The following is a 22,071-nucleotide window of genomic DNA, read 5'->3' on the forward strand; positions in this document are numbered from 1 at the left end:
AAACAAACTATTGAAATGATTATAACTATTAATATGGCACAATTAATGCTTATATTTTGACATGGAAAACAATTTCGGGGGATATCACATGTTAAAAAAACTTTTTCTGACCGCATTGCTTGCGGTCCCGATAACAAGCCAATCGGCCACTTTCAATACCTGGACCACAAACGAAGGCGGAACCGGTAACTACATCTTAACGGTTACGGAACAAGCGACCGACGGCATATTCGATTTCAACTTGACGGTAAATCCTTGGAACGCCGAAGCGTTGGGATTGTTTATCGATTTCGGCAACAACGACCTGGGCGCGACGACGCTGAGCAACGTTACCCCATCAGGACAAGTCAGCTTGTTCGCGACAGATACCAGCTCTGACAACTGCGGCTCAGGATGCAACCTGAACGGCTTGTTCGCGCCGGTATCGTCTCCGGACGGCGAATGGGAACTGGTTTTTCGCTTAGGCAGTCAAGGTTTCAATAACATCCAGACCTTTTCGTTCACCGTTGGTGGCTTAGCCGGACTGAACGATACCGATATTACCTTGGCAGCTATCCGCTCTCAGCAACTATGTTCCGGCACCGATACATTGCCCACTGGTAGCTGCGGAGGCAGCGACAAATCGTACGGCTATCCAACCTTCCCAGGGCCCACCGTCCCCGAGCCTGGTATTTTGGGCTTGATCGGCATTAGCGCGCTGGCTTTGCGTAAATTCGCAAAAAAACAGTAACTATTCGGTCATTCTCGTGGGAGCGACGCGAGTCGCGAATTGAGACGTCGCTCCTGCGTATCCGTACGCTTCTTGCTATCGTTACTCCGACATCAGCCGGAGTGCTCGCTGAACAATGACAACGTATCGTTGTTTGCATATAACGCCGGTTTATCCGGCGTTATTGCCATCCCTGGCCGTCTTCTCGACGAATCCCAAAGCAAAAACTCAAGCCTGTAACGCTTGTTTACGCTTACCCAAGCCCAGCATGCCCGCAAACGCGGTAGTGAATAACCAAACGGCTGCCGGCACCGGTACCGGCGCAGTCGTTAGCGTGGCGCTGTATTGCTGACCGATAGCGGTACTGCCCGTGCCGTTACCGCCTATCCACAAACTGTAATGACCGGCCGCCAAATTCAAAAAGGTGATTTCCACCGAGTTGCCTACCAGCGAATAGTCGACGCCACCGTCGGAACTGGTAGTCGAGGCGTGCCCCAAGTAAACCAAATTGCTGGCCCCGCGGTTACCCGGATTATAAGGATCGGCGTTCCAGGAACCGTGCTTGCTGCTGGTGGTGGTTTCGTCCCAGTTTTCCCACAAGGTAAATCCCGGTACGAAAACGGAGCCCAAGGCGGCATCGGCTTCTACTTTGATAGTCAAATTGGCTGCCGAACTCAAGCTGATCAAGCCGAAGTCCAAGGCATTGCCCCAACTGGATGCCGGGTTCCATTTATTGTTATAGGTTTCGATGACATAGCCGCTAGGCGCGCCTTCCGCCAAAGCGTCCGCGGTCGAGACTTCCAAGCTGGAACTGTCGCCATGGATGTGTGCCATCCAGGTTACCGGCAAACGGCCGGTATAGTCGGTTGCGGCTCCACCGGTCCAGGTTCCGGCGCCGTTAGTGGCGTTGCCGTTCGCCAAACTGCTTGAGGTGTTGTACGACACGTGGGCTTGCGCGCTCGTGGCTCCCGTCAGCAACAAACCTATCGTTCCGGCCAGCGCTGATTTTTTATACTGATTCATGCCTTTTCCCTGTGATCTATAAAATTCGGGTTGGATATCTAAGATGCGCTCACCTGACAGCCTACCGCCAGCAGGGTCGACCGCAGGGGCGCAACACAAATAGAGCAACCGACATGCCATTCCACAAGGCATTGATTTTAAATAGCTCTACTACACTAATTTCCAAAACATCGGTCAAAGCCCGCAAGAAAATCCGCGAAATAACATAGTTTCCCATTTCACAACGATCGATCAGCGCCGTGACCGTCTATTGCTGGAAATCCGCAGTAGGACTCAGGTAATACACGCCGTCGTCGTGATTGACGACCCGTTGGTAGGGAATGAAATCCAGCTCGTGCAGTAACACGATAGCGTGGGTCTTGATCAAGCAATACACCCAATCGCCTTCGCGCAAGCCCATGCCGCGGTTAGCCGCCGGGGTAATTTCCGCCAATAAGATTATTCCGCAATCGATTTGCACGATGACGCTATCGCCGCGGGCAATGACGGCGCACACGCGTCCCTTGATTTGATTCTGGATAGAGATGCCTTGAATATAGTGATGCGACAACGCAATATCGTTGGCGCGTATGGCAATATCGACCTTGGTTCCCGGCTCCAATTGCGGACGATACGGCAAAGCCAGCGCATAACCGCCAAAGCCGGCAAAACTGCAACCGCCGAGTTCCTCGTGGCATTGCATCTTGACCGTGACGATGTTGTCGGTTTGCCGCACGCCTAAAAAGCGCAAGACCTGCTGTCGTTTGGCCAACTCGCGGATAGGCCCGCTTTGCGCAATACGCCCGTGTTCCATGATTAGCAAGGTGTCGCTCAAGCACAGAAGTTCGGACATCGATTGGCTGGCATAAATCACCGGAATGCCGAATTCGTATTGCAACCGTTTAAGTAAGGGCAACACTTGCTGACGACAGGATTCGGGCAGCGTCGCAAAAATATCGTCCAGCAACAACAATTTAGGGGATTGCAGCAAAGCGTAGGCCAATGCGACCCGCTGCCGCTGTTCGCCCGACAATTGACCTACCCGTTGATCCAGCAAGTGGCTCAACTCCAAAAGACGCAGCAAAAACTCCACGGAAAACCAGCGCCGACGCCACGCCCAATACCGGCCAACCGAATGCAACACTTCCCTGACGGTTTGCCCGCTTCCCCGATAGGCCGCTTGCAACACCGCGCCTATCGGTCTGGCTGCGGCCGGCATTGCAATGCCATGCCGGCTGTCGAACAAAGCAACGCCGTCCAGCAAAATATATCCGCTTTGCGGTTGCAAGGTACCGGCAATGATTTCCAGCAACGTGCTTTTTCCGGCACCGGCCTCGCCGTACAAACCCGCACCGCTTGCTTGCACATTGAGTTCCGCCGCCAGTTCAAAGTAACCGCGGCGTAGTTTGACGTTGACTTCCAATTGCATAAACGCCTACTCCCACTGTTGCGAAAACACGCTGTTTAAGAAATTTTCGGTGCCGCCTTGTCGCGATAGCCTAAGTACAGTCCGTCAATTGGCGATGGCAAGGATGACTGCACCCGCTTTAAACACGACCGTCGCCGGTTGGCCCACCCGCAACCTCAAGTTTTCGATGCTGTCGTTGGTCACGGTGGAGGCGATTTTTTGCCCGCCGGCGAGTTCCAAATCGATTTCCGCATTGACCGCTCCCGGTTTGATCGCGGTCACCACACCCGGCAGTTGATTGCGGGCCGACAACCGATACCCGCCGAAATCGGTAACAAGGATGATTTGCGGGGCTTTGACCATCGCAATGGCCGGCACACCCGCTTTTACCCCTAATGTCTCGACCGAGTCCTTGGTAATGGAGGCAACGATCGTTTCTCCGCCGGGCAAGCCGACATGCACTTCCGCATTGACCGCACCGATTACCACTTCACTGACCACACCGCTAAATTGATTGCGCGCACTGGCTTGCATAAACTTGCTCCTAAAATTTATCTCAATATCGATGAACCCTTGATTTGCACATAAACCGGCATCCCGACATGCAAGTTCAACGCCAGCAGGGATTTTCGAGTAATACGCGCCAATAAGGCCTGTTGTCCTACGTTTAAAGCAACTACGTTTTGACCGTCGACCGCATCGTTCAAACCGGTCACGGTCGCCGGCAATACATTCAAAATACTGGTAGCCGCCGGCCGCTCCAATGCGATACTGATGTCGCTGGCATTCAGTTGCAATCTGAACTCGCTGCCTACCGGCGCATCCACCAGCGGCACACACAATTCCCCGCCATCGAACTTAACGTGGGTCAGGTGGTAGTCCGGCTCGTGGCTCGCTACGGACACCGGCCAAACCACGGCAGCCTGTTTTTCCAGGGCTAAGGGCAAATCCAGGCGGCTCAAGGTTTGCGCCAAAGGCCCGGCCGCTTGCACCCGGCCTTTTGCCAATACCACCATGTAATCGGCAAGCTGAGCCACCTCATGCCGGGAATGGGTGACGTACAACACCGGCATGCGCAACTCCTTATGCATGTCGATCAAATAAGGCAGAATTTCCTGCTTGCGCTGTTCGTCCAACGCCGACAAGGGCTCGTCCATCAGCAATATCTTGGGATTAAGCGCCAAGGCCCTGGCTATCGCCACCCGCTGCCGCTCGCCGCCCGACAGGCCGGCCGGCATCCGTTGCAACAAATGGCCGATTCCCAATAATTCGATGACGTGCGCCATGTCGCCGTTGGCTTTTTGCTGTCTCAAACGTTTGACGCCGAACTGCAAATTGCCCGCTACCGTTAAATGCGGAAATAAATTGGCCTCCTGAAACACATAACCCAACGCGCGTTGGTAAGTCGGCACGAACACCGAACGGGCGCTGTCTTGCCAAACGTCGTCGCCAATCTGCAAATAGCCGTTGCCGGCCTGTTGCAATCCGGCCACGCAGCGCAACAAACTGGTCTTGCCGGAGCCGGACGGCCCGAACAACACAGTGATGCCGGTACCCGGCAAAGTTAAATCGACGTCCAGCGAAAATTGGCCGTAGTTCAAGTTAAAACGGGCTGAAATCGGATTGAGCATTAGGTCAAGGGATGCGCGACTGGCTGGGTTTTTAATGCGGTATAAAGCACCAGCAACACCAAAAAAGAAAACAGCAGCAAACCACCGGCTAAAGCATGGGCTTGCCCCAGCTCCAAGGCTTCCACATGGTTGTAGATTTGCACCGACACGACACGGGTTTTGTCCGGAATGTTGCCGCCCACCATCAACACCACGCCGAACTCGCCGACGGTATGCGCGAAGCCTAAAATCGCTGCGGTCAAAAAACCCGGTCGGGCCAACGGCATAACCACGTGAAAAAAAGTATCCAGCGGTCCTGCCCGCAAAGTCGCCGCCGCCTCCAAGGCCTGGGGCCCGATGCCGGCAAATGAAGCCTGCAAAGGCTGCACCACGAAAGGCAGGGAATACAGTACCGACGCGACCACCAGTCCGGCGAAGGTAAACGGCAAGGTACCCATGCCCAAAGCACTGGTCAGCTTGCCTATCGGCCCATTCGGACCCAGCAAAATCAAGAGATAAAAACCCAGCACGGTAGGCGGCAACACCAAAGGCAAGGCCACCAAGGCGTTGCATAAGCCCTTCCAACGCGACTGAGTTCGGGCCAGCCACCAAGCCAGCGGCGTGCCGAAAATGAGCATTAAACAAGTGGCCACGCCGGAAACCTTGAAGGTCAACCACAACGTGGCGAAATCCGCTGAATTCACACTAACAACTCCTTACTATGTAAGTCATGACCATGAAAGTCATGGTGGGAACGACAGATAGCCGCGATTCGCAAGGCCCTCATCGCGACTATGCGTCGCTCCTACCAAACTACCTTTCATTTGCCGGGGCGGTTGCCAAGCCTTCATGGTAGTTACTATGAAAATCATCGTGAGGGCGGGGCGATGCCCTTGTCGCGCATAGCCTTTCGAATCGCCACCGGGCGTCGCTCCCATTATCAATGCTTTTCATCGGCGGGGGGATTTGCCACGACTTCGCGCCCGTTAGGCAAGCGATAGCCGTAACGTTCGATAATCGCCAAAGCTGGCGGCGACTTCAGAAATGCCATCAACGCCGATGCCGCCGGGTTTTGCGCACCGGCCTTCATTAACACGGCGTCTTGCCGAATCGGCATATGCAATTCTGTCGGCACTACCCAACCCGAACCTTCGCCGATGCCGCCGCCATCGGCGATCACTTGCGACAACGCGATGAAACCCAATTCGGCATTGCCGGTACTGACGAATTCTTGGGCTTGAGAAATATTTTCGCCATACACCAACAAAGGCTGCAGTTTGTCGTATACCTTCAGTTTGTTCATGACCTCCACGGCGGCAACACCGTAGGGCGCCAGTTTCGGATCCGCCAACGCCAAATGTTGAAAACCGCCTTTGTGCAATATTTGCCCATCGGCGTCCACCGCACCCGGTTTGGCCGACCACAGTAGCAAAGTACCTAGCGCATAGGTAAAACGGCTGCCGGCCAGCGCAACCCCTTCTTGTTCCAATCGTAGCGGCTTATCGCCGTCGGCGGATAAAAACACTTCGAACGGTGCCCCGTTCAGCAATTGCGATGCGAATTTACCGGACGAACCGAAGGCTAAATTCGCCCCGTAGCCGGTTTGCTTTTCGAATTCGGCGGCAATCTCGCTCATCGGCTTGGTAAAGTTGGAAGCCACCGCCACCAACACCGTTTCGGCCTGCGCCGTAAACGAATACAGGAATAAACAAGCAGCCAAGCAAACGCTTTGCCTAAGGTAGGTGACCATCGATTTCTCCTGGTTGATTCTTAAAAAGATACATGCACTATGCCTACGGCGGTTTTAAAATCTCAGCTGACTTTGCAGGTAAACATAATCCACGTCGCCCTCGGCCGGTGCCGACGGCGCGTGTTGGGCAAACGCCCCTTTAAACAAATGCGCCCAGGCGGCTTCGAAATTTAAACTGCTGTTGAAATCCCAGCGGGCCGTCAATTCCAGTTGATGTCCAATATCGCCGCCGCTTTTTCCGGTTTTATCGCGCAGGCCGGCTGTCGTCCAACTGTCGGTATCGGACGCCAACCAGAAGTAGCGGTGCCTGACACTCATTTGCACATCGCTACGCGGCGAAATACCGATGCCGTATCCCGGCGTATTGATGTTGCTGCGCGCGAAGGCGCCGTAAATACCGGTCGGGCCGAACTCGAAACGGCGCGCACCATACAGCGTATCGAAGCGCTGGTCGAGGTTGTCGTTAGGGTCTTCGTCGCCGCTGGCGTAATCGTAATCCAGGCCGAATCGAGGCGACCAGGGCACGTCTAAGGTGTAACCAAGACTGACATGCTCATACCAAGCGGCGTGATCCAAGTCTTTGCCGTCGCTGTTGGCGGTGGTTTTTCTAACCGTACCCAATTGCCCTATCGCTTCCAGTTCGAAATCGAGTTTGGCTTTGGCCGGTTTCAGGTAAAAACGCATACCAGGCGTGAAGTAACGGCGGTTACGAGTGGGGTTTCGAATGCTGTCGCCTTCATCCAAATGGTAAAGATAAGCCTCGGCGTTTATACCCCAAAGCAAATCGTACAGCTCCAAAAATCCGCCGGAAAACCAGGTATGCGTGTCTTCCTCATCGAATTCGTGCGTTTCGGCCAGGATTGCCTTTTCCTTGTCCGGAAAACGCAACACCGGCATGGTTACGAAACCGGTAAAGGCCCACTGACTGTAATCGGTAACACGCAATTTCACCCCGGTAAAACTATTGATGGTATTTCTAAGGGCATTACGCGCCACCAAACGCCGGCTGCCGATATTCAAGGTTTGCCTACCGGCCGTCGCGTCGGCCCCTATACCGCTATAAAACAGATTCTGCTCCGCCCAGTTGAGGTAGCCCTGGATGAAATCGGCGTTGTCGGCGTGAGTGGTGTTGAGGTCCGAATCCTTGTCGCTCAACAGCGCGCGAGCATCGACGAATTCCGCTCCCGCCCGCAACTTGCCCAGATTGGCTTCCAGCCAAAACGCGGTTTGCAATGCGATTTGTTGGTCGCCGCCGCTGCCGGAGGCCTTGAACGCGTTGTCGAAAGTCTCATAGCGGGTACGCTGCTCCACAGACATCGATAACCAATCCGGCAATTTCAACATGTCATGCAAATTCCACACCGGCTTTTCATATTTCCCGCCCCCCAACAAAGGATCGTGCATTTGGCTGGAGAACGCCGCAAAAGGCGGCCGGATGTATTTAGGTTTCTCCGCCGCTTCGACAACTTCGCAAGCTAAAAACGTGCATGCGCTTAACAACGAAAGAGGTAAGGCGGTGCTTGCGCGACCGACCGGTTGTATCGCCATAGGGAGCCTGCTGTGTCTGTTAGTTGATAGATTTCTTCCTCGCCTTGAATACCGCGCAAGGCATGGTCGTTGGGGCCAGTTTAATTCGTTATGTACAAAAGTAAATAACGAAACGCAAAATGGTTTATTCACCCTGGTTAAATAACAGAGCGATCACAAGGTTATTGCGCCGGGAAAACGCGTTGGATTTGCCGACAAGCTAGCTTGCGCCAATACAATATCAGGCAGGAGAGAGGCAAACATCCCGATACGGCGCCGCAAATCCGGCTAGCGGATAGCGGCTCGGGAAGGCAGAAGAAGAACGCTAGAAAAAACTATGGAGCGCTTGGCGACAAACCGCGGCAATAAACGGCGTACCCCGCTATGTAGCAATAGCATAAGGCCGGCAGAACCAATGCCGCCTGGATACCGAACGCATCGGCCAATGCGCCTTTCAGCAACGGCACAATCGCACCGCCGACTATCGCTGCGCACAAGATGCCGGAGCCCTGGCCGGTGTGTTCGGCCAAGCCGGTTAAAGCCAGGGAAAACAGGGTCGGAAACATCACCGAATTGCATAGCCCTACGGCGATCAAACTCCACATGGCCGGCTGGCCGCTGGCAATAGCCGCGGTAACGACCAGCAAAACCGCCGTTGCCGCATGACCGGCCAGTACCCGAGCCGGATGGAAATGGCGCATCACTACCGCGCCGACAAAACGACCCGCCATAGCGCCACCCCAATAAAACGCCAGGAAACGGCCGGCTTGCGCTTCCGGCAAACCCGCAATATCGCTTTGCCCGAGGAAACTCACCATAAAGCTGCCGATAGCGACTTCGGCACCCACGTACAAAAAGATGGCAACAGCACCCCAACGTAAATGCGGATAGGCCCAGGCATTGGCATGAACAGGCACTTTGCCGCCGCCGGTTTCGACGTTTGTCACTATCGCCGGTAGACGCAACACCGCAAACAGGCATGCCAACAAAAACAATACCCCGGCCAAGCCCAAATAAGGCAGTTGCACGCTTGCAGCCTGCGCCGCTTGATAAGCCGCCAATTCGGCCGCGTCCAAACCTTGCAACTGCGTTTCGCTTTTCACCGCTACCGCCATGATCAGCGCCGAACCGAAAAACGGCGCGAGCGTGGTACCCAACGAATTGAAGGCCTGAGTCAAGGTCAGACGGCTGGACGCGGTTTCGGGGCTGCCCAACACGGTCACGTAAGGATTGGCGGCAACTTGCAACAAGGTGATGCCGGAGGCCAATACGAAAAACGCGCCCAGAAACAGCGGATAGCTATGCAGGCCGGCCGCCGGATAAAACAGCAAACAACCACTGGCGGCAACCGCTAAACCGACCACGATACCGCGCCGATAACCCAGTTTTTCCACCAGATAACCGCTGGGCAGCGACATCACGAAGTAAGCGGCAAAAAAACAGAATTGCACCAGCATGGCTTGGGTGTAATTCAGGGTAAAAACCGCCTTCAAATGCGGGATCAAAATATCGTTCAGGCAGGTGATGAAGCCCCAGATGAAAAACAAGGACGTCAGCACAGCCAAGGCCGGGGTTTGATTGGTTCGGGTCGTTGGATTCGCCGACATCCTTAACTCCATTTGCTTAATCGGCCAGCACTTCGAAACTCGCACTTTCGTCGCCCACCATCACATTGAACTCCCCGGGCTCCACGATGCGCCGCATGTCCGGACCGATGAAGGATAAATCCTCGGGTTTCAAGGTAAATTGCAACGCGCGCCGTTCGCCGGGTTGCAACGCCACTTTGCTGAACGCTTTCAGTTGTTTGACCGGCCGGGTGACCGAGGCATACACGTCGTTCAGGTACACCAAGACCGCTTCTTTGCCGGGCCGGTTGCCGGTGTTTTCGACGCTTACGCTTAATTTGACCTCCTCACCGAGCCGATAGCGGCTGCGTTCGAGCCGTAAGCCGCTGGTTTTAAAACGGGTGTAGCTCAAACCGTGGCCGAAAGGATACAGCGGCTGGTACTGCACCATTTCAAAGGCTTCCATCGGTTTATGGTCGTACGGGGTGACGTCGTTGCTCGCCCTGGGATAGCTGATCGGCAATTTACCGCTCGGATTGACCTCCCCGAACAAAATATCCGCCATCGCCCGCCCGCCTTCCATACCCGGTAAAAAGCCCAATAGCACGGCTTGAGCCTGCTCGGCGATGTCGGTAATGAGGCGCGGCCGGCCGCCAAAGGTGATCAGCACTATGGGTTTACCGGTGGCAAACAGCGCCTTAGCCAATTGCAGTTGTACGGAATCCAGCGACAAACTGTCGATGTTGCCCAAGGTTTCGGTGTAAGTATTTTCGCCCAAGGCCAAAACCACCACATCGTGTTGGCGCGCTGCCGTCACTGCCTGCTCGATGTTGATTTCCTCGCCGAACCGCTGCCCGCCCACGTAGCTGACTTTACCGGCGGACTTTGCCTGCAGCGCTTGCAGCAAGGTCGGATGCTGTTTGGGATACCAGTCTTCGGCGTTGCCTTGCCAGGTAATGGTCCAGCCGCCGTTCATCACGCTTAAGGAATTGGCGGTCGGACCGGTCAGCAAAATACTGGCCTGCTTGCTCAACGGCAGCAGGTCGCCGGCATTTTTGGCCAACACGATAGCCTCTTGCGCGGCTTGCCGATTGACGGCGGCCGCTTGTTCTGTGGCGAAATTGCCGGCGACCGGCAAATCCGCCTCGCGGCGCTCGAACAAACCGCTTTGCAATTTGACCCGCAAGATGCGCCCCACCGCTTCGTCGATTCGACTCATCGGCACTTCGCCGCTGTTCACCAAATCCAATAACAGCTCGTAAAACGAAAAATCGTAAGGCACCATGCTCATGTCGACCCCGGCCATCACCGCGATTTTCACCGCTTCGCGCGGCGACGCCGCGACTTTGTCGCGGGTGTGCAGACGGATGATGTCTTGCCAGTCCGATACCGTGAAGCCGGTGAAGCCCAGTTCGCCGCGCAAAATCTCGGTCAGATAATGGTAGTTGGCGTGGCCGGGAATACCGTCCACTTCGGACGAATTGATCATGACGGCCGGCGCACCGGCAGCGATGCCGGCTTGGAAACCGGGTAAAAACCATTCCCGCAGTGCCCGTTCGCCTATCCAGGCCGGGGTGCGGTCTTTTCCGTTCAACGGATAGCTGTAGCCGACATAGTGTTTCAAACAAGTGGGGGCTTTATCGGCAGCGGAGTAATCCGAGCCTTGGTGGCCGGCGATATAAGCGCTACCCATCGCGCTCGCCAAGTGCACGTCCTCGCCGTAGGTTTCCCAAAGCCTGGGCCACAGGGGTTGGCGGCCTATGTCCATGACCGGGGAAAAATTCCAGTCCAGGCCTGACGCCTTCACTTCCCGAGCGGTGATCTGCCCTTCCAAAAAAGACAGTTCGGTATTGAAGGTGGCTGCCATGCTGATCGCTTGTGGAAACAACACCGAATCGCGTGTGTACGTGGCGCCGTGAATAGCGTCTATGCCGTAAATGACCGGGATCTGCAAGCGGGTTTTGGCCGCAGTGTCGCGAATCTGTTGGGTAATGGTCCGCCATTTTTCGACCGGCTGGGCTTTATTATTAGGCGTAGTCGGCGTATTCAGGATAGAACCTACGTGGTAGCGAAAAATCGCCGCGTCCAACTTGGCCTGATCGATAGGATTGTCCAAATCCTGACCGTTTTCCAACGAAATCACGCTGAAATCGACTTGCGTCATCTGCCCGACTTTCTCTTCCGGCGTCATTTGCGCCAACAAGGTTTCGATACGCTGTTCGACAGCGGGATCCAATTGCTGTGCGGCCATCGCAGCCTCCGACAATGTGAGTAATAAAAATGTGAGTAATAAAATGGAAAAACAGGAATTAACGTTCAAGGCGCTTGCAAGGTAATGGGTTAACGTTAGCCGGTCATACGGCCGGCATAGACACCCGGCTGACCGATTTTTCGAATCAAGCAAAAGAGGCTTGCCACTCGACGAGCATGATTGCAACGTGCGTTAACCGCAGGAACGGCCGGAACAAACCAATCCGGCACAATAGCCGCGCAAAAAACGCCGGCGGATTATAGTTGAAGCTACATTTTGCGCCACAGCTTTCTCATGGGTGAAGAGGCTCAATCGGCTGTGGGCTTGGAGCCATTTACAACAAAACCTGGAAGCGAAAAATACTAAAGTCCAGGTTTACCTTCCCGATACGGCCGACTATTGTTAAAAACCGAACGAACGATTACCACCCTAGCACAACCGGCCATTTCATCTAGTCTTTACTCATGCCTGGTAGGCTTTTAGATTCGAACAACCGGCCTGTAAGGCGTGAAAGCAAGGCAATCTCCCGGGTCGTTACCGGAGCATAGCCGGTGGGAGCGACGCTCCGTCGCGAATTGAAAGGCTCTTTATGTTCACGACAACGTGTCTCTATCGGCATGACTTTCACTGTATCGCTAACTATGTCCATATACCCCTCCCATCCCACCCTGAATGATCGAAACCGAGGAACTTAGCTATGGCAGAAACCCATTGTTTGATCGTCGACGACAGCAAAATGTCTCGCATGATGGTGCGTAAAATCATTTTGGACGCGCATCCGGATTGGCTGCTCACCGAGGCGGAAAATGGCCGGATCGCGATAGAGTTGGCCGAAAAAAACAACTACCAGATCATATTGTTGGACTACAACATGCCGGTACTGGAAGGCGGCAAAGCGGCCGAAATCCTCCGGCCTTTACAGCCGCAAGCCAAAATCGCATTTTTAACCGCCAACGTGCAAGAGGCGGTTAAGAATTTGGCCGTCAAATTACAAATCGACTTCATCCCCAAACCCATCACCGAAGAAAAGATCAGAAATTATGTGGGATAACGCCGAAGCGTCGCACGCAGATTTTTTGGATGCCGTCGCGGAAGTGCTAAACGTCGGCATGGGCTATGCCGCCGCGGTGCTTAGCGAGATGGTCAACGAAGAAGTCAGATTAAGCGTACCCCAAGTCATGTTCGTCAGCAGGCCCGATGCACTGACACATCTACAAAGCAAAACCCATAAAGAAGTCAGCGGAGTCAGTCAGCATTTCGAGGGCCTGATGGGCGGTGACGTGCTGCTGCTGTTTCCGGAAGACAAAAGCCTGGAACTGGTACGCGCGGTACTGCAACAGGATTTGTCCTTCGAAGAGTTGACGGAAATGGAACAGGAAGCCATGACCGAAATCGGCAACGTGATTTTGAACGGTTGTTTGTGCAGCATCGCCGACATGTTTCAGCAGCAAATTTCCGGCGGCATTCCGGAATTCGTTAAAGGCTCGATCGGCAGCATCCTGACCCAGGATAAATTGCTGGATAAAGTGGAAGCCTGCGTTTTGCTATTGAACATGGAATTTTCCCTGGATAGAAAACAGGTGGAAGGCTATGTATCGTTCCTAATGGACATGGACTCCATGCTCGCGTTTAGAAACAGCGTAAAAACCTTTTTGGACATGTAATGCAAAGCAACGTCAGTACGGATTCTGATATTTACCAAGCCATTTTCGATCACTGCCAATTGGGACTGATCGTCACCGACGCTCAACAACGCATCGTGGCATGGAATCCTTGGGTAGCGAAATTCAGCGGCCTGAAACCTGATCTGGTACTGGGTAAATTGCTGCCGGAGGTTTTTCCGGACTTGGAAGGCGGCAGCCTGCAGCGCGCGATTAAAGTAGCCCTCAGTCACGGCATGTCGTCCGTGATTTCGCATAGTTTGAATCCGAACGCACTCCCCTTGTTTACCTCGGCGGGTCATCCCATCGATCAGCAGATCAAAATCAAGCCGATAGGCGACGACAAGGCCAAGCGGCGCTGTTTGATTCAGATCAACGACATCACTTCTGCAGTCAAACGCGACCGGCAATTGCTGGACAACGTCGCCGAACTGACTTACCAAAAACATGTACTCGATTTACACGCCATCGTAGGGGTTACCGATGCCGTCGGTAAGTTCAGCTACGTGAACGACTTGTTTTGCGCCAGCAGCGGCTATAGCCGAGAGGAATTGCTGGGCCAAACTCCGGAGCTTTTACATTCCGACGCACATCCGGCCGAGTTTTTCGACAGCATGCGCCAAACCATCCAAAGCGGCCAGGTTTGGAAAGGCGACGTCTGCTGCCGCAATAAAATGGGGGATCGCTATTGGGTTTCCACCACCATAGTCCCAGACACCAGCGCTAGCGGCGCACCCAGCCGGTATTTCATGGTCAGTACCGACATCACCGAACGCAAGCGAGCCGAGGACGCCGCCCACGCCGCCGCAATCGCCAAATCGCAATTCTTGGCGAACATGAGCCACGAGATCCGCACGCCCATGAATGCCATTCTCGGCTTGACCCGCCGGGTCATGGAAACCGAGTTGAGCCAAGAGCAACGCGAGCAACTGCTCAAGGTGAAAAAGTCCGGTCAGGCCTTGCTGCGCATCATCAACGACGTGCTGGATTTTTCCCGCTTCGAATCATCCAACCTTGTCCTGGAACGAGTCCCGGTGCAGCTGGAAACCGCGTTGTTGGAAGTATCCGACTTGTTCGGCGCGCAAATAGCGGAAAAAGGTCTGGAAATCTTCGTCGACATCGATCCGGCCACGCCGCTGTGCGTGCTGACCGACCCTTTACGCCTTAACCAGATTTTGAGCAATCTAGTCGGCAATGCCGTTAAATTTACCGAACGCGGCGAAATCGACATAGCGGTGCAACCCGAACGTCTCAGCGACGATGCCGTCGTGTTGAGATTCTCGGTCCGCGACACCGGCATAGGCTTAACGAGCGAGCAATGCCGACATTTATTCACCCCGTTCGTGCAAGCCGACAGTTCCATCACCCGTAAATACGGCGGAAGCGGTTTGGGCTTGGCGATTGCGAAAAAACTGGTGGAATTGATGGACGGCAAAATCGAACTGGACAGTCGCATAGGGCAAGGCACTTCGGTCACGTTTTGCATCACAGCCGGCATCGCGCCGGAAACCTCGCAATGTCCCAACCACTACCCGAAAGACTTGCACAAACTGAAAGGCAAGCGCGTGCTGATCGCGGACGACTTAGCGTCTTCGCGGCGAATATTGTCGCGCTTATTGAGCGACTGGGGCTTGGAAACCGTGCTGGCCGGCTCGGGCTTGGAGGCCATTTCCTTAATCCGGGACGCTAATCGTCAAGGCAAACCGTTTTACGCCGCGTTACTGGATTGGCGCATGCCCGGCTTAAACGGTTTGGACACCGCCGCTCGGCTTAAAGCCATAGGCAGCGAGACCGGCCCGCCCTCCAAGCTGCGCGTCGTCATCATCACCGCATACGACAAACACGGCATGCTGCAAAATCCGTTAATGCCCCATGTAGATGCCGTTTTGACCAAGCCGGTTATGCCGTCGATGCTGTTCGACGCCTTGCTGGACGCACACACTACGCAACCGACCGCCAGCCAAGACGAGGGGACGCAACATTTCGCGGGCTTGCAGGTGCTATTGGTGGAAGACCACGACATCAACCAAGAATTAGCCGCAAGCTTTTTACAAAAGCGCGGCATTGATGTGACCATCGCTTGCGACGGCGCCGAAGCGCTCGCCATCGTCAAACAGGGACACGCGTTCGATCTGGTATTGATGGATATACATATGCCGGTCATGGGCGGCTTGGAGGCCACCCAACTGATCCGGGAATTACCCCAGGGCCGCAACTTACCCATAGTCGCGATGACCGCGGCGGTTTTAGCGGAAGACAGGCAGCAGTGTTTAGCAGCCGGCATGAACGACTTCATCCCCAAACCCGTCAATCCGGCCGAACTGGTTCGAGTACTCAACGCTTATACGCAAACAGCGCCTGCCCGCAGTTTGCCCACCGCCGTCCCTAAGGTCGACCGGACGATTTTGGACGTTGCGCAAAGCCTCAAACGCCTGGACGGAGACACATTTTTACGCGGCCGACTGATGCAGGGTTTCATCGAACGTTATCACGCAATCGACGACCAACTCGCCGAGTTGTTAAGTAAAAATCTCAGCGCCGCCGCGGCGGATCTACTGCATGCCTTAAAAGGCGTCGCCGCCAATTTAGGCGCCGTAGCGCTCGCGGAACAATCCGGCCGGATGTTGGAAACGCTACGGCGCGGAGCCGACCATCTCGACCTCACGCATTTTCAAAGCGTTTTGCAGGAAACCATGCGGCAAATGCAGGCCTTCATCGCCACCGATTCGACAAGCCCCACCTTACCTATACCAGCCGAGCCCACTGTCGAGACCGATGAAATCATGGCCTCGATAGAAACTTACTTGAAAACGCACGAAGTCATTCCCGACCAACTGCTGCAAGCCTTGCTGGATATGGCCGATAGCGATAAAGCCTACGCGACGGCCGTGCAGCGCCTACTCTATCACATCGACAATTTCGACTACCCTGAAGCGCTACGGACCATGGCCGCCCTCAAACCGTATCCGGAAAACCTACCATGAGCAACGGCATGCTGGAAACGCAAACCGGCAAACCCCTGGTTTTGCTGGTAGACGACCTGCCGGCTAATTTGCACGTGTTGGTTGCCGCGTTAAAAGCCGACTTTCGGCTGAAAACCGCGACGAATGGCGTCACCGCGTTGGAGCTTACCCGCAACCTGAACGATCAGCCAAAACTGGTGGTGTTGGACGTCAAAATGCCCGGTATGAGCGGCATAGAGGTATTGCGCCGCATGCGCGAGGAACCCGCCACCCGCGACATTCCGGTCATTTTGCTCAGTGCGGATACCTCCGAACAAAACGAACTGGCCGGCTTGCATTTCGGCGCCGAAGATTATCTGGTCAAACCCGTGTCGCCCAACGTATTGTCGGTAAGAGTCCATAACCAGATTCAACGCCACGCCGACCGGGTTCAATTACGCTTGGCCGCGCATGTCTTCGAATACAGCGGCGAGGCCATCATGATCACCAATCGGGAAAACCGGATCGTCGACGTCAATTCGGCCTTCACTACCCTCACCGGCTATTCCAAAGCTGAAGTATTAGGTTCTGACCCCAAGTTTTTATCATCCGGCCACACCTCGCAGGAACAGTACAAAAAAATGTGGAGCGCTATCCGGCAACACGGATTTTGGCAAGGAGAGCTATGGGACAGGCGCAAAAACGGCGAGGTTTATCCCAAGATGATGACCATCTCCGTGGTGCGCGACAGCACCGGCACCATCGAATTTCACTTGGCCAACTTCGTCGACATCACCCATTTAAAAGAAGCCCACGCCCGCTTCGAGCATCTGGCTCACCACGACCCCTTGACCGGACTGCCCAACCGCTTGCACCTGCAAATGTATTTGGAACAATCGATGCTGATCGCCAAACGCAACGCCGAGCAGTTGGCGGTGATGCTGCTGGACCTGGATCGATTCAAAAACATCAACGATACCTTGGGACACACGGTCGGCGACCAACTGTTGATTCAAGTCGCCAGTCGGCTCAAATCCTGTATGCGCGAATACGACTTGGTCGCGCGTCTGGGCGGCGACGAATTCGTCGTGGTGGTGCGCGGCGCCAAGGTACGCAATGTTGCCGCGGCGGTGGCCGAAAAGATTTGCCAGCAGCTCAGCACTCCGTTCAACCTGGAACCGCATACCTTGCGGACCGCGACCAGTATCGGCATCGCCATTTACCCGGACAACGCCGAACACATGGAAGGGCTGATGAAAAACGCCGACACGGCGATGTATTTCGCCAAATCGGAAGGCGGCAATTTATTTCGCTTCTTCGCCAGCCCCATGATTCAAAAAGTCTACGAAAAAGTGGAATTGGAAAATCATTTGCACGAAGCCTTGGAAAATCGGGAATTGGAGCTTTATTACCAACCGCAAGTCACCTTGCCCGAGCAAAAAATCATCGGCGCGGAAGTATTGCTGCGCTGGCGCCATCCGGAACGCGGCTTTATTTCTCCCGCCGTGTTCATTCCGCTGGCGGAAGAAACCAATCAAATCCACAAAATCGGCGAATGGGTTCTGGAGCAAGCCTGCCGCCAAGCGGTCGAATGGGCACAAACCGGCTTGCCGATCAGGCGCATCAGCGTCAACGTATCCGCCAAACAATTTCAAAACAAAGGCTTGTACGATACGATCAGACGCATCCAAGCGACAACCAATCTACCGCTGGACTGTTTGGAGTTGGAACTGGAAATTACCGAAACCGCCGTGGTCACCTCACCCGGTGAAGCCGGAGTCTTACTGCAATCGTTTCGCAATAGCGGCATTTTGGTGGCATTGGACGATTTCGGACAGGGTTATTCTTCGTTGGGTCAATTAAAGAATCTACCCTTGGATCGTTTGAAAATCGACGCAGCTTTCGTCCGCGACATCGGTAGCGATTTTACCGATAAAAACAACGGGGCCATTGCCGCCGCCACCATCGCTTTAGCTCACAATCTGGGCTTTGAGGTGATTGCCGAAGGGGTGGAAACCGAACAACACCTGGCATTTCTAATCGAACACGGTTGCGATGAGGCGCAAGGCTATTTCTTCGGCAAACCCATGCCGAAGGCCGAATTCGAAGCCCTGTTGCGCGCACAGTCGCAGCACGACCTGTAGACTCCCGGCCGCTTAGGCGGGTACCCAAAATCAACCTAACCGATTGGCGGCGTATTTTTGTTCAGATTTACAAGGAGCCAAAGCCCCGTCAGCCCGGACTATTTTGGACCGGAAATCGCCTTAAGCCGCAGCGCGACAATCGGCTTGCACCTTCTTTATCAGATCGGCCACCACCGCGATCAATTGCCCGCGGTGGCTGGTTTTACGCCACACCAAGCCTATGCTGCGGCTAGGTACCGGCGGCCGAAACGGAATGTAACGTATCCCCTGTTCCTGTTGGCGCACGGCAATCCTCGGCATGAAGGTAATGCCGCTGCCGGCCCTCACCATTTGCCGCAAAGTCTCCAATCCGGTCGCCCGCACGTCCTGGTATTCCTCCACCCCGTGCAACCGACAAATTTTCAACGCGTGTCCGCGCAAGCAATGGCCTTCTTCCAGCAACAACATGTGTTTTTGACCGGCCAGGTCGGATAGCTGTACTTGGCTCGCTTTTGCCAATTCGTGATCGGTAGCGACCGCCAACAAGAATTCGTCTTCGAATAATTCTTCGTGCTGCAAAAAGTCATCGGCGATCGGCAGCGCCAGCAAGGCCATATCGATGTCGCCGTTTTTTAGCTTATGCATCAAGGCCTCGGTTTTTTCCTCCACCAATATCAACCGTATACGCGGCAAAGTCTCGCGGATCAACGGGACCAAGCCCGGAAACACGTATGTGGACAAGGTGGGAAAAGCGCCGATGCGTAAATTGCCGGCGTAAGGGTCTTGCACGTTTTCGGCCAGCTCTTTGATGTGATCGACTTCGCGCAGAATCCGTCGCGCCGATTCCACAATCAGGCTCCCCGCCTCGGTCAGCAAGACTTTTTTATTGCTGCGCTCAAATATTTGCACGCCTAAATCGTCTTCCATTTTTTTGATTTGGGTGCTTAGAGTCGGCTGGCTAATGTAACAGCGCTCCGCAGCTTGGACAAAACTGCGCAAATCGGCCACGGCGATTAAATAACGAAGGTCTCTAAGGTTCATAGCAGTACAAAGGGTTAAACCCGCATCCAATATTAACGGACAGTTATCCTAGAAAACTCGTTAGCCGATTCTCAGGATCATCAATGTACAGGCTATGCCCAGCCGGCCAAAGCCGTCAAGCGGCAAAACTTAGTCGCCGCCGCAAAGGCGTTTTCCGCTTTAAACCTTTCGGCTTGAGACTATCGCCAAACCGCGTCGTTATCAATTCTCAGTGATAGCGCAGAAACGCTTTGCGCTCGGCTTCTTTGTCGGCCAAGGCACTGGAAACGTGCTGCCAATGCTGCAACAGCTGGTTGTACATGGTCAGGCTATCGGGCAATTGTTGGGTCACGGGATGCGCCAGCAACTGCTGCAGTTGGTGCACTATGACATGGGCCAGTTTAGGACAATGATTGCCGCTGATGAAACGCGTCATCATCAAACAGGTTGCGGCGTGTAACTGGGAAATTTCCGATTCCGCTAATTTGAGTGAAGAAACTGATTGCATATCGACCTCGCCAATGACTAAGAAATTAGAACGGCGCACACTGCTTGTATTTGCGGAGGACGACCAGGTGCGCCGGTGATAGCACGAGAGAATACTACCGGTTACAAATGATAATGATTATCATTTTATAGTCAAGTAAAATCGAAGCCCCATTAGCCAAAAATAGTTTGTTCCCTCGTGACGGCTTGGCATAATTTGGCACGGGATACGGCACCGTCCATCATGTCCACCGAGATGAACAGATGACGTCAGCCAGTGGCTACTGTAGTGGTCTAATAAATCAGTAGATAAACTAACCCTATCCACTTGAAAGAAAACAACCACACGGGAATGAAGAACGCCGGGTATTCTAGGCATGCCGATAGAATGATGACCTTCATCGCTTTTCCAAGTGCTTGCTGTGCGATCTTGTCAGCCGTTGATTACCGTATCGAGGCTTTATCGATACCTCTATCCGATGAAGCAATTGTCCAGCCACCGCCGAACGCTCGATACAGTGACACCATCGCCACGCCGGCCGCCGTTTCGGCTTTGGCGCGTTCGTCGCTGACGACCAGCTTGCTACGTTGGGCATCCAGAACGGCCAGATAATCGCCCGCACCGCGTTGATACAAGGCGTCGACCAGCCGGTAGGCTTTTTCCGCCGAGGCTTCAGCTGTAGTCAATTGGCCCAGGCTATCCGTGGCGGCACGATGGGTAACGAAGGCGTTTTCCACGTCTTCCAATGCCAGCAAAAAAGTCTTCTCGAAATTGGCCGCGACCTGATCCAGCCGCGCATCGGCGGCGGCGATATGGGCGCGGATGCGTCCGGCGTTGAAGATCGGCGCGGAAAGGCCGGAGCCCAGCGCATAAACGCTCTCGCCCAGACTCGGAAAACCGCCGACCGCCAGCGCGCCGACGCCGCCACTGGCCGACAGCACCAGTTTCGGATAGAGATCGGCCCGCGCCGCCCCAAGGCTAGCCGCTGCGGCGCTGACTTCGGTTTGCGCGAGACGCAAATCCGGCCGTTGCGCCAATAGATCGGCCGGCAACAGCTTGGGCATGGTTGGCGCTTGTTTCGGCAACGGGCCGGTGACGGTCAGCCGCTGTTCCAGGCTTTCCGGCGGCTCGCCCTGCAATACGCCCAAACGATGAATCAGCTTTTGCCCGGCGTTGACCAGTTGCGGCAGTGTCGCTTCAGTGCCCTGCAACAAGGTTTGCTGGCGGGCCACATCCGCCTCGTTAGCGAGTCCGGCTTTAACAAATACCTGTAAAGTCCTCAGCCGTTCGCGCTGCAAGGCTATATTGCTTTGCAGAATGCCGGTACGTTGCTGCACCCCGCGCAGCTCCAGATAGTTGGTTGCTACCTGGGCCAGCAGACCGACCTGCGCCGCATGCAAGCCTTCCCGGCTACCCTCGGCTTGCGCGGCGGCAGCTTCCGCTTCCAAATGCCGGCCGCCGAACACGTCGATTTCCCAGCGCGCCGCCAATCCGCCGCTAACCGCATCGGCGGTCGGTGTAATCAATTGGATGCCTTGCCCGCCCGGCACGCCGACTATCCGGTCGATGCGCTTTTCCCGGCCGCCAGAGAGTGAGAAATCCAGACTGGGATACAGCGCCGCTTCGGCGACGGTGACCATCGCGTTGGCTTCGCGAACGCGAGCGGCGGCGATCTTCAGATCGTGGTTGGCGGCCAAGGCTTGGTCTATCAATTCATTCAGTAAGGGATCGTTGAAACCTTGCCACCAAGTCTTCAAGTCAACCGTTTCTGTGGTTTGCGCGGTTTTGGCATTAGCCGCGTGTTGCCAGCTTGCCGGGCTATTGAGCGCGACTTGGTCGCCGACGCGGGTCGGCGTACAGGCGATTAGACTAGCCAGGGACAGGATGGTTAGCGGTGTTAAAACTCTATTATTCATTGCAAAACTCCGTGGTCGCATCGCGAGATACCCGCGTGGATGATCCTAAAAGCGGGGGTTATTCCTTCTCCCCTTGGGAGAAGGTTAGGATGAGGGTATA

The 22,071-nt window shown here is 54.7% G+C and carries 17 protein-coding genes; 5 read left to right on the top strand and 12 right to left on the bottom strand.

The window, feature by feature from the left end; all coding sequences use genetic code 11:
- Positions 1 to 88: 88 nt before the first annotated feature.
- The gene (locus F1E05_RS14460; RefSeq protein WP_150049650.1) at positions 89 to 730 is read left to right on the top strand and encodes a hypothetical protein; all 642 of its coding nucleotides are present in this window, start codon (positions 89 to 91) and stop codon (positions 728 to 730) included.
- A gap of 207 nt (positions 731 to 937) precedes the next feature.
- Here the strand turns inward: F1E05_RS14460 and F1E05_RS14465 are convergent, their stop codons facing one another.
- From F1E05_RS14465 to F1E05_RS14505, 9 genes are all read right to left on the bottom strand, one after another.
- On the bottom strand, positions 938 to 1,732 hold the full coding sequence (locus F1E05_RS14465) for a hypothetical protein (protein WP_150049652.1): 795 nt from the start codon (positions 1,730 to 1,732) through the stop codon (positions 938 to 940).
- A gap of 247 nt (positions 1,733 to 1,979) precedes the next feature.
- Positions 1,980 to 3,140: an ATP-binding cassette domain-containing protein gene (locus tag F1E05_RS14470; RefSeq protein ID WP_150049654.1), complete on the bottom strand. Its 1,161-nt coding sequence runs from the start codon at positions 3,138 to 3,140 to the stop codon at positions 1,980 to 1,982.
- A gap of 84 nt (positions 3,141 to 3,224) precedes the next feature.
- Complete coding sequence (locus tag F1E05_RS14475) at positions 3,225 to 3,653, bottom strand: TOBE domain-containing protein (RefSeq protein WP_150049656.1); 429 nt, start codon at positions 3,651 to 3,653, stop codon at positions 3,225 to 3,227.
- Positions 3,654 to 3,670: 17 nt separating this feature from the next.
- On the bottom strand, positions 3,671 to 4,750 hold the full coding sequence (gene modC, locus F1E05_RS14480) for a molybdenum ABC transporter ATP-binding protein (RefSeq protein WP_150049658.1): 1,080 nt from the start codon (positions 4,748 to 4,750) through the stop codon (positions 3,671 to 3,673).
- Positions 4,750 to 5,433: a molybdate ABC transporter permease subunit gene (gene modB, locus F1E05_RS14485; protein WP_150049660.1), complete on the bottom strand. Its 684-nt coding sequence runs from the start codon at positions 5,431 to 5,433 to the stop codon at positions 4,750 to 4,752. The genes modC and modB overlap by 1 nt, the downstream gene beginning before the upstream one ends.
- A gap of 236 nt (positions 5,434 to 5,669) precedes the next feature.
- A complete protein-coding gene (gene modA, locus F1E05_RS14490; protein WP_150049662.1) occupies positions 5,670 to 6,479 on the bottom strand; it encodes a molybdate ABC transporter substrate-binding protein in 810 nt (269 codons plus the stop codon).
- A 54-nt stretch (positions 6,480 to 6,533) separates the two neighbouring features.
- Positions 6,534 to 8,027: an alginate export family protein gene (locus F1E05_RS14495; RefSeq protein WP_150049664.1), complete on the bottom strand. Its 1,494-nt coding sequence runs from the start codon at positions 8,025 to 8,027 to the stop codon at positions 6,534 to 6,536.
- Between the two features lie 314 nt (positions 8,028 to 8,341).
- Complete coding sequence (locus F1E05_RS14500) at positions 8,342 to 9,613, bottom strand: sugar MFS transporter (protein WP_150049666.1); 1,272 nt, start codon at positions 9,611 to 9,613, stop codon at positions 8,342 to 8,344.
- Positions 9,614 to 9,629: 16 nt separating this feature from the next.
- Positions 9,630 to 11,822: a glycoside hydrolase family 3 N-terminal domain-containing protein gene (locus F1E05_RS14505; RefSeq protein WP_150049668.1), complete on the bottom strand. Its 2,193-nt coding sequence runs from the start codon at positions 11,820 to 11,822 to the stop codon at positions 9,630 to 9,632.
- A 697-nt stretch (positions 11,823 to 12,519) separates the two neighbouring features.
- Here F1E05_RS14505 and F1E05_RS14510 point away from each other — a divergent pair.
- Genes F1E05_RS14510 through F1E05_RS14525 form a run of 4 tightly spaced genes read left to right on the top strand, consistent with a single transcriptional unit; the run spans position 12,520 to position 18,569 of the window.
- Positions 12,520 to 12,873 carry a response regulator transcription factor gene (locus tag F1E05_RS14510; protein WP_150049670.1) on the top strand — a complete coding sequence of 118 codons (354 nt, stop codon included), beginning with the start codon at positions 12,520 to 12,522 and terminating at the stop codon, positions 12,871 to 12,873.
- Positions 12,863 to 13,486 (top strand): chemotaxis protein CheC, encoded by a 624-nt coding sequence (locus F1E05_RS14515; RefSeq protein ID WP_150049672.1) that lies wholly within the window; start codon positions 12,863 to 12,865, stop codon positions 13,484 to 13,486. The genes F1E05_RS14510 and F1E05_RS14515 overlap by 11 nt, the downstream gene beginning before the upstream one ends.
- Positions 13,486 to 16,467, top strand: a complete 2,982-nt coding sequence (locus tag F1E05_RS14520; RefSeq protein ID WP_150049674.1) for a PAS domain-containing hybrid sensor histidine kinase/response regulator — start codon at positions 13,486 to 13,488, stop codon at positions 16,465 to 16,467. The genes F1E05_RS14515 and F1E05_RS14520 overlap by 1 nt, the downstream gene beginning before the upstream one ends.
- On the top strand, positions 16,464 to 18,569 hold the full coding sequence (locus tag F1E05_RS14525) for a GGDEF/EAL domain-containing response regulator (RefSeq protein ID WP_232056663.1): 2,106 nt from the start codon (positions 16,464 to 16,466) through the stop codon (positions 18,567 to 18,569). Before F1E05_RS14520 ends, F1E05_RS14525 begins: the two co-directional genes overlap by 4 nt.
- A 120-nt stretch (positions 18,570 to 18,689) precedes the next feature.
- Here the strand turns inward: F1E05_RS14525 and F1E05_RS14530 are convergent, their stop codons facing one another.
- The 3 genes from F1E05_RS14530 to F1E05_RS14540 all read right to left on the bottom strand — a co-directional run bounded on the left by F1E05_RS14530 (position 18,690) and on the right by F1E05_RS14540 (position 21,971).
- Positions 18,690 to 19,589: a LysR substrate-binding domain-containing protein gene (locus F1E05_RS14530; RefSeq protein WP_150049676.1), complete on the bottom strand. Its 900-nt coding sequence runs from the start codon at positions 19,587 to 19,589 to the stop codon at positions 18,690 to 18,692.
- 208 nt (positions 19,590 to 19,797) lie between these two features.
- Positions 19,798 to 20,076, bottom strand: a complete 279-nt coding sequence (locus F1E05_RS14535; protein WP_150049678.1) for a hypothetical protein — start codon at positions 20,074 to 20,076, stop codon at positions 19,798 to 19,800.
- A 422-nt stretch (positions 20,077 to 20,498) separates the two neighbouring features.
- Positions 20,499 to 21,971 carry an efflux transporter outer membrane subunit gene (locus F1E05_RS14540; RefSeq protein ID WP_150049680.1) on the bottom strand — a complete coding sequence of 491 codons (1,473 nt, stop codon included), beginning with the start codon at positions 21,969 to 21,971 and terminating at the stop codon, positions 20,499 to 20,501.
- Positions 21,972 to 22,071: the final 100 nt, after the last annotated feature.

The sequence above is a fragment of the Methylomonas rhizoryzae genome, assembly GCF_008632455.1.
Classification (GTDB): Bacteria; Pseudomonadota; Gammaproteobacteria; order Methylococcales; family Methylomonadaceae; genus Methylomonas; species Methylomonas rhizoryzae.

Excerpts from the sequence above, each read along its gene's own strand:
- F1E05_RS14460 (WP_150049650.1), top strand. The coding sequence starts at position 89 with ATGTTAAAAAAACTTTTTCTGACCGCATTGCTTGCGGTCCCGATAACA.
- F1E05_RS14465 (WP_150049652.1), bottom strand. The coding sequence starts at position 1,732 with ATGAATCAGTATAAAAAATCAGCGCTGGCCGGAACGATAGGTTTGTTG.
- F1E05_RS14470 (WP_150049654.1), bottom strand. The coding sequence starts at position 3,140 with ATGCAATTGGAAGTCAACGTCAAACTACGCCGCGGTTACTTTGAACTG.
- F1E05_RS14475 (WP_150049656.1), bottom strand. The coding sequence starts at position 3,653 with ATGCAAGCCAGTGCGCGCAATCAATTTAGCGGTGTGGTCAGTGAAGTG.
- modC (WP_150049658.1), bottom strand. The coding sequence starts at position 4,750 with ATGCTCAATCCGATTTCAGCCCGTTTTAACTTGAACTACGGCCAATTT.
- modA (WP_150049662.1), bottom strand. The coding sequence starts at position 6,479 with ATGGTCACCTACCTTAGGCAAAGCGTTTGCTTGGCTGCTTGTTTATTC.
- F1E05_RS14495 (WP_150049664.1), bottom strand. The coding sequence starts at position 8,027 with ATGGCGATACAACCGGTCGGTCGCGCAAGCACCGCCTTACCTCTTTCG.
- F1E05_RS14500 (WP_150049666.1), bottom strand. The coding sequence starts at position 9,613 with ATGTCGGCGAATCCAACGACCCGAACCAATCAAACCCCGGCCTTGGCT.
- F1E05_RS14505 (WP_150049668.1), bottom strand. The coding sequence starts at position 11,822 with ATGGCCGCACAGCAATTGGATCCCGCTGTCGAACAGCGTATCGAAACC.
- F1E05_RS14510 (WP_150049670.1), top strand. The coding sequence starts at position 12,520 with ATGGCAGAAACCCATTGTTTGATCGTCGACGACAGCAAAATGTCTCGC.
- F1E05_RS14515 (WP_150049672.1), top strand. The coding sequence starts at position 12,863 with ATGTGGGATAACGCCGAAGCGTCGCACGCAGATTTTTTGGATGCCGTC.
- F1E05_RS14520 (WP_150049674.1), top strand. The coding sequence starts at position 13,486 with ATGCAAAGCAACGTCAGTACGGATTCTGATATTTACCAAGCCATTTTC.
- F1E05_RS14525 (WP_232056663.1), top strand. The coding sequence starts at position 16,464 with ATGAGCAACGGCATGCTGGAAACGCAAACCGGCAAACCCCTGGTTTTG.
- F1E05_RS14530 (WP_150049676.1), bottom strand. The coding sequence starts at position 19,589 with ATGAACCTTAGAGACCTTCGTTATTTAATCGCCGTGGCCGATTTGCGC.
- F1E05_RS14535 (WP_150049678.1), bottom strand. The coding sequence starts at position 20,076 with ATGCAATCAGTTTCTTCACTCAAATTAGCGGAATCGGAAATTTCCCAG.
- F1E05_RS14540 (WP_150049680.1), bottom strand. The coding sequence starts at position 21,971 with ATGAATAATAGAGTTTTAACACCGCTAACCATCCTGTCCCTGGCTAGT.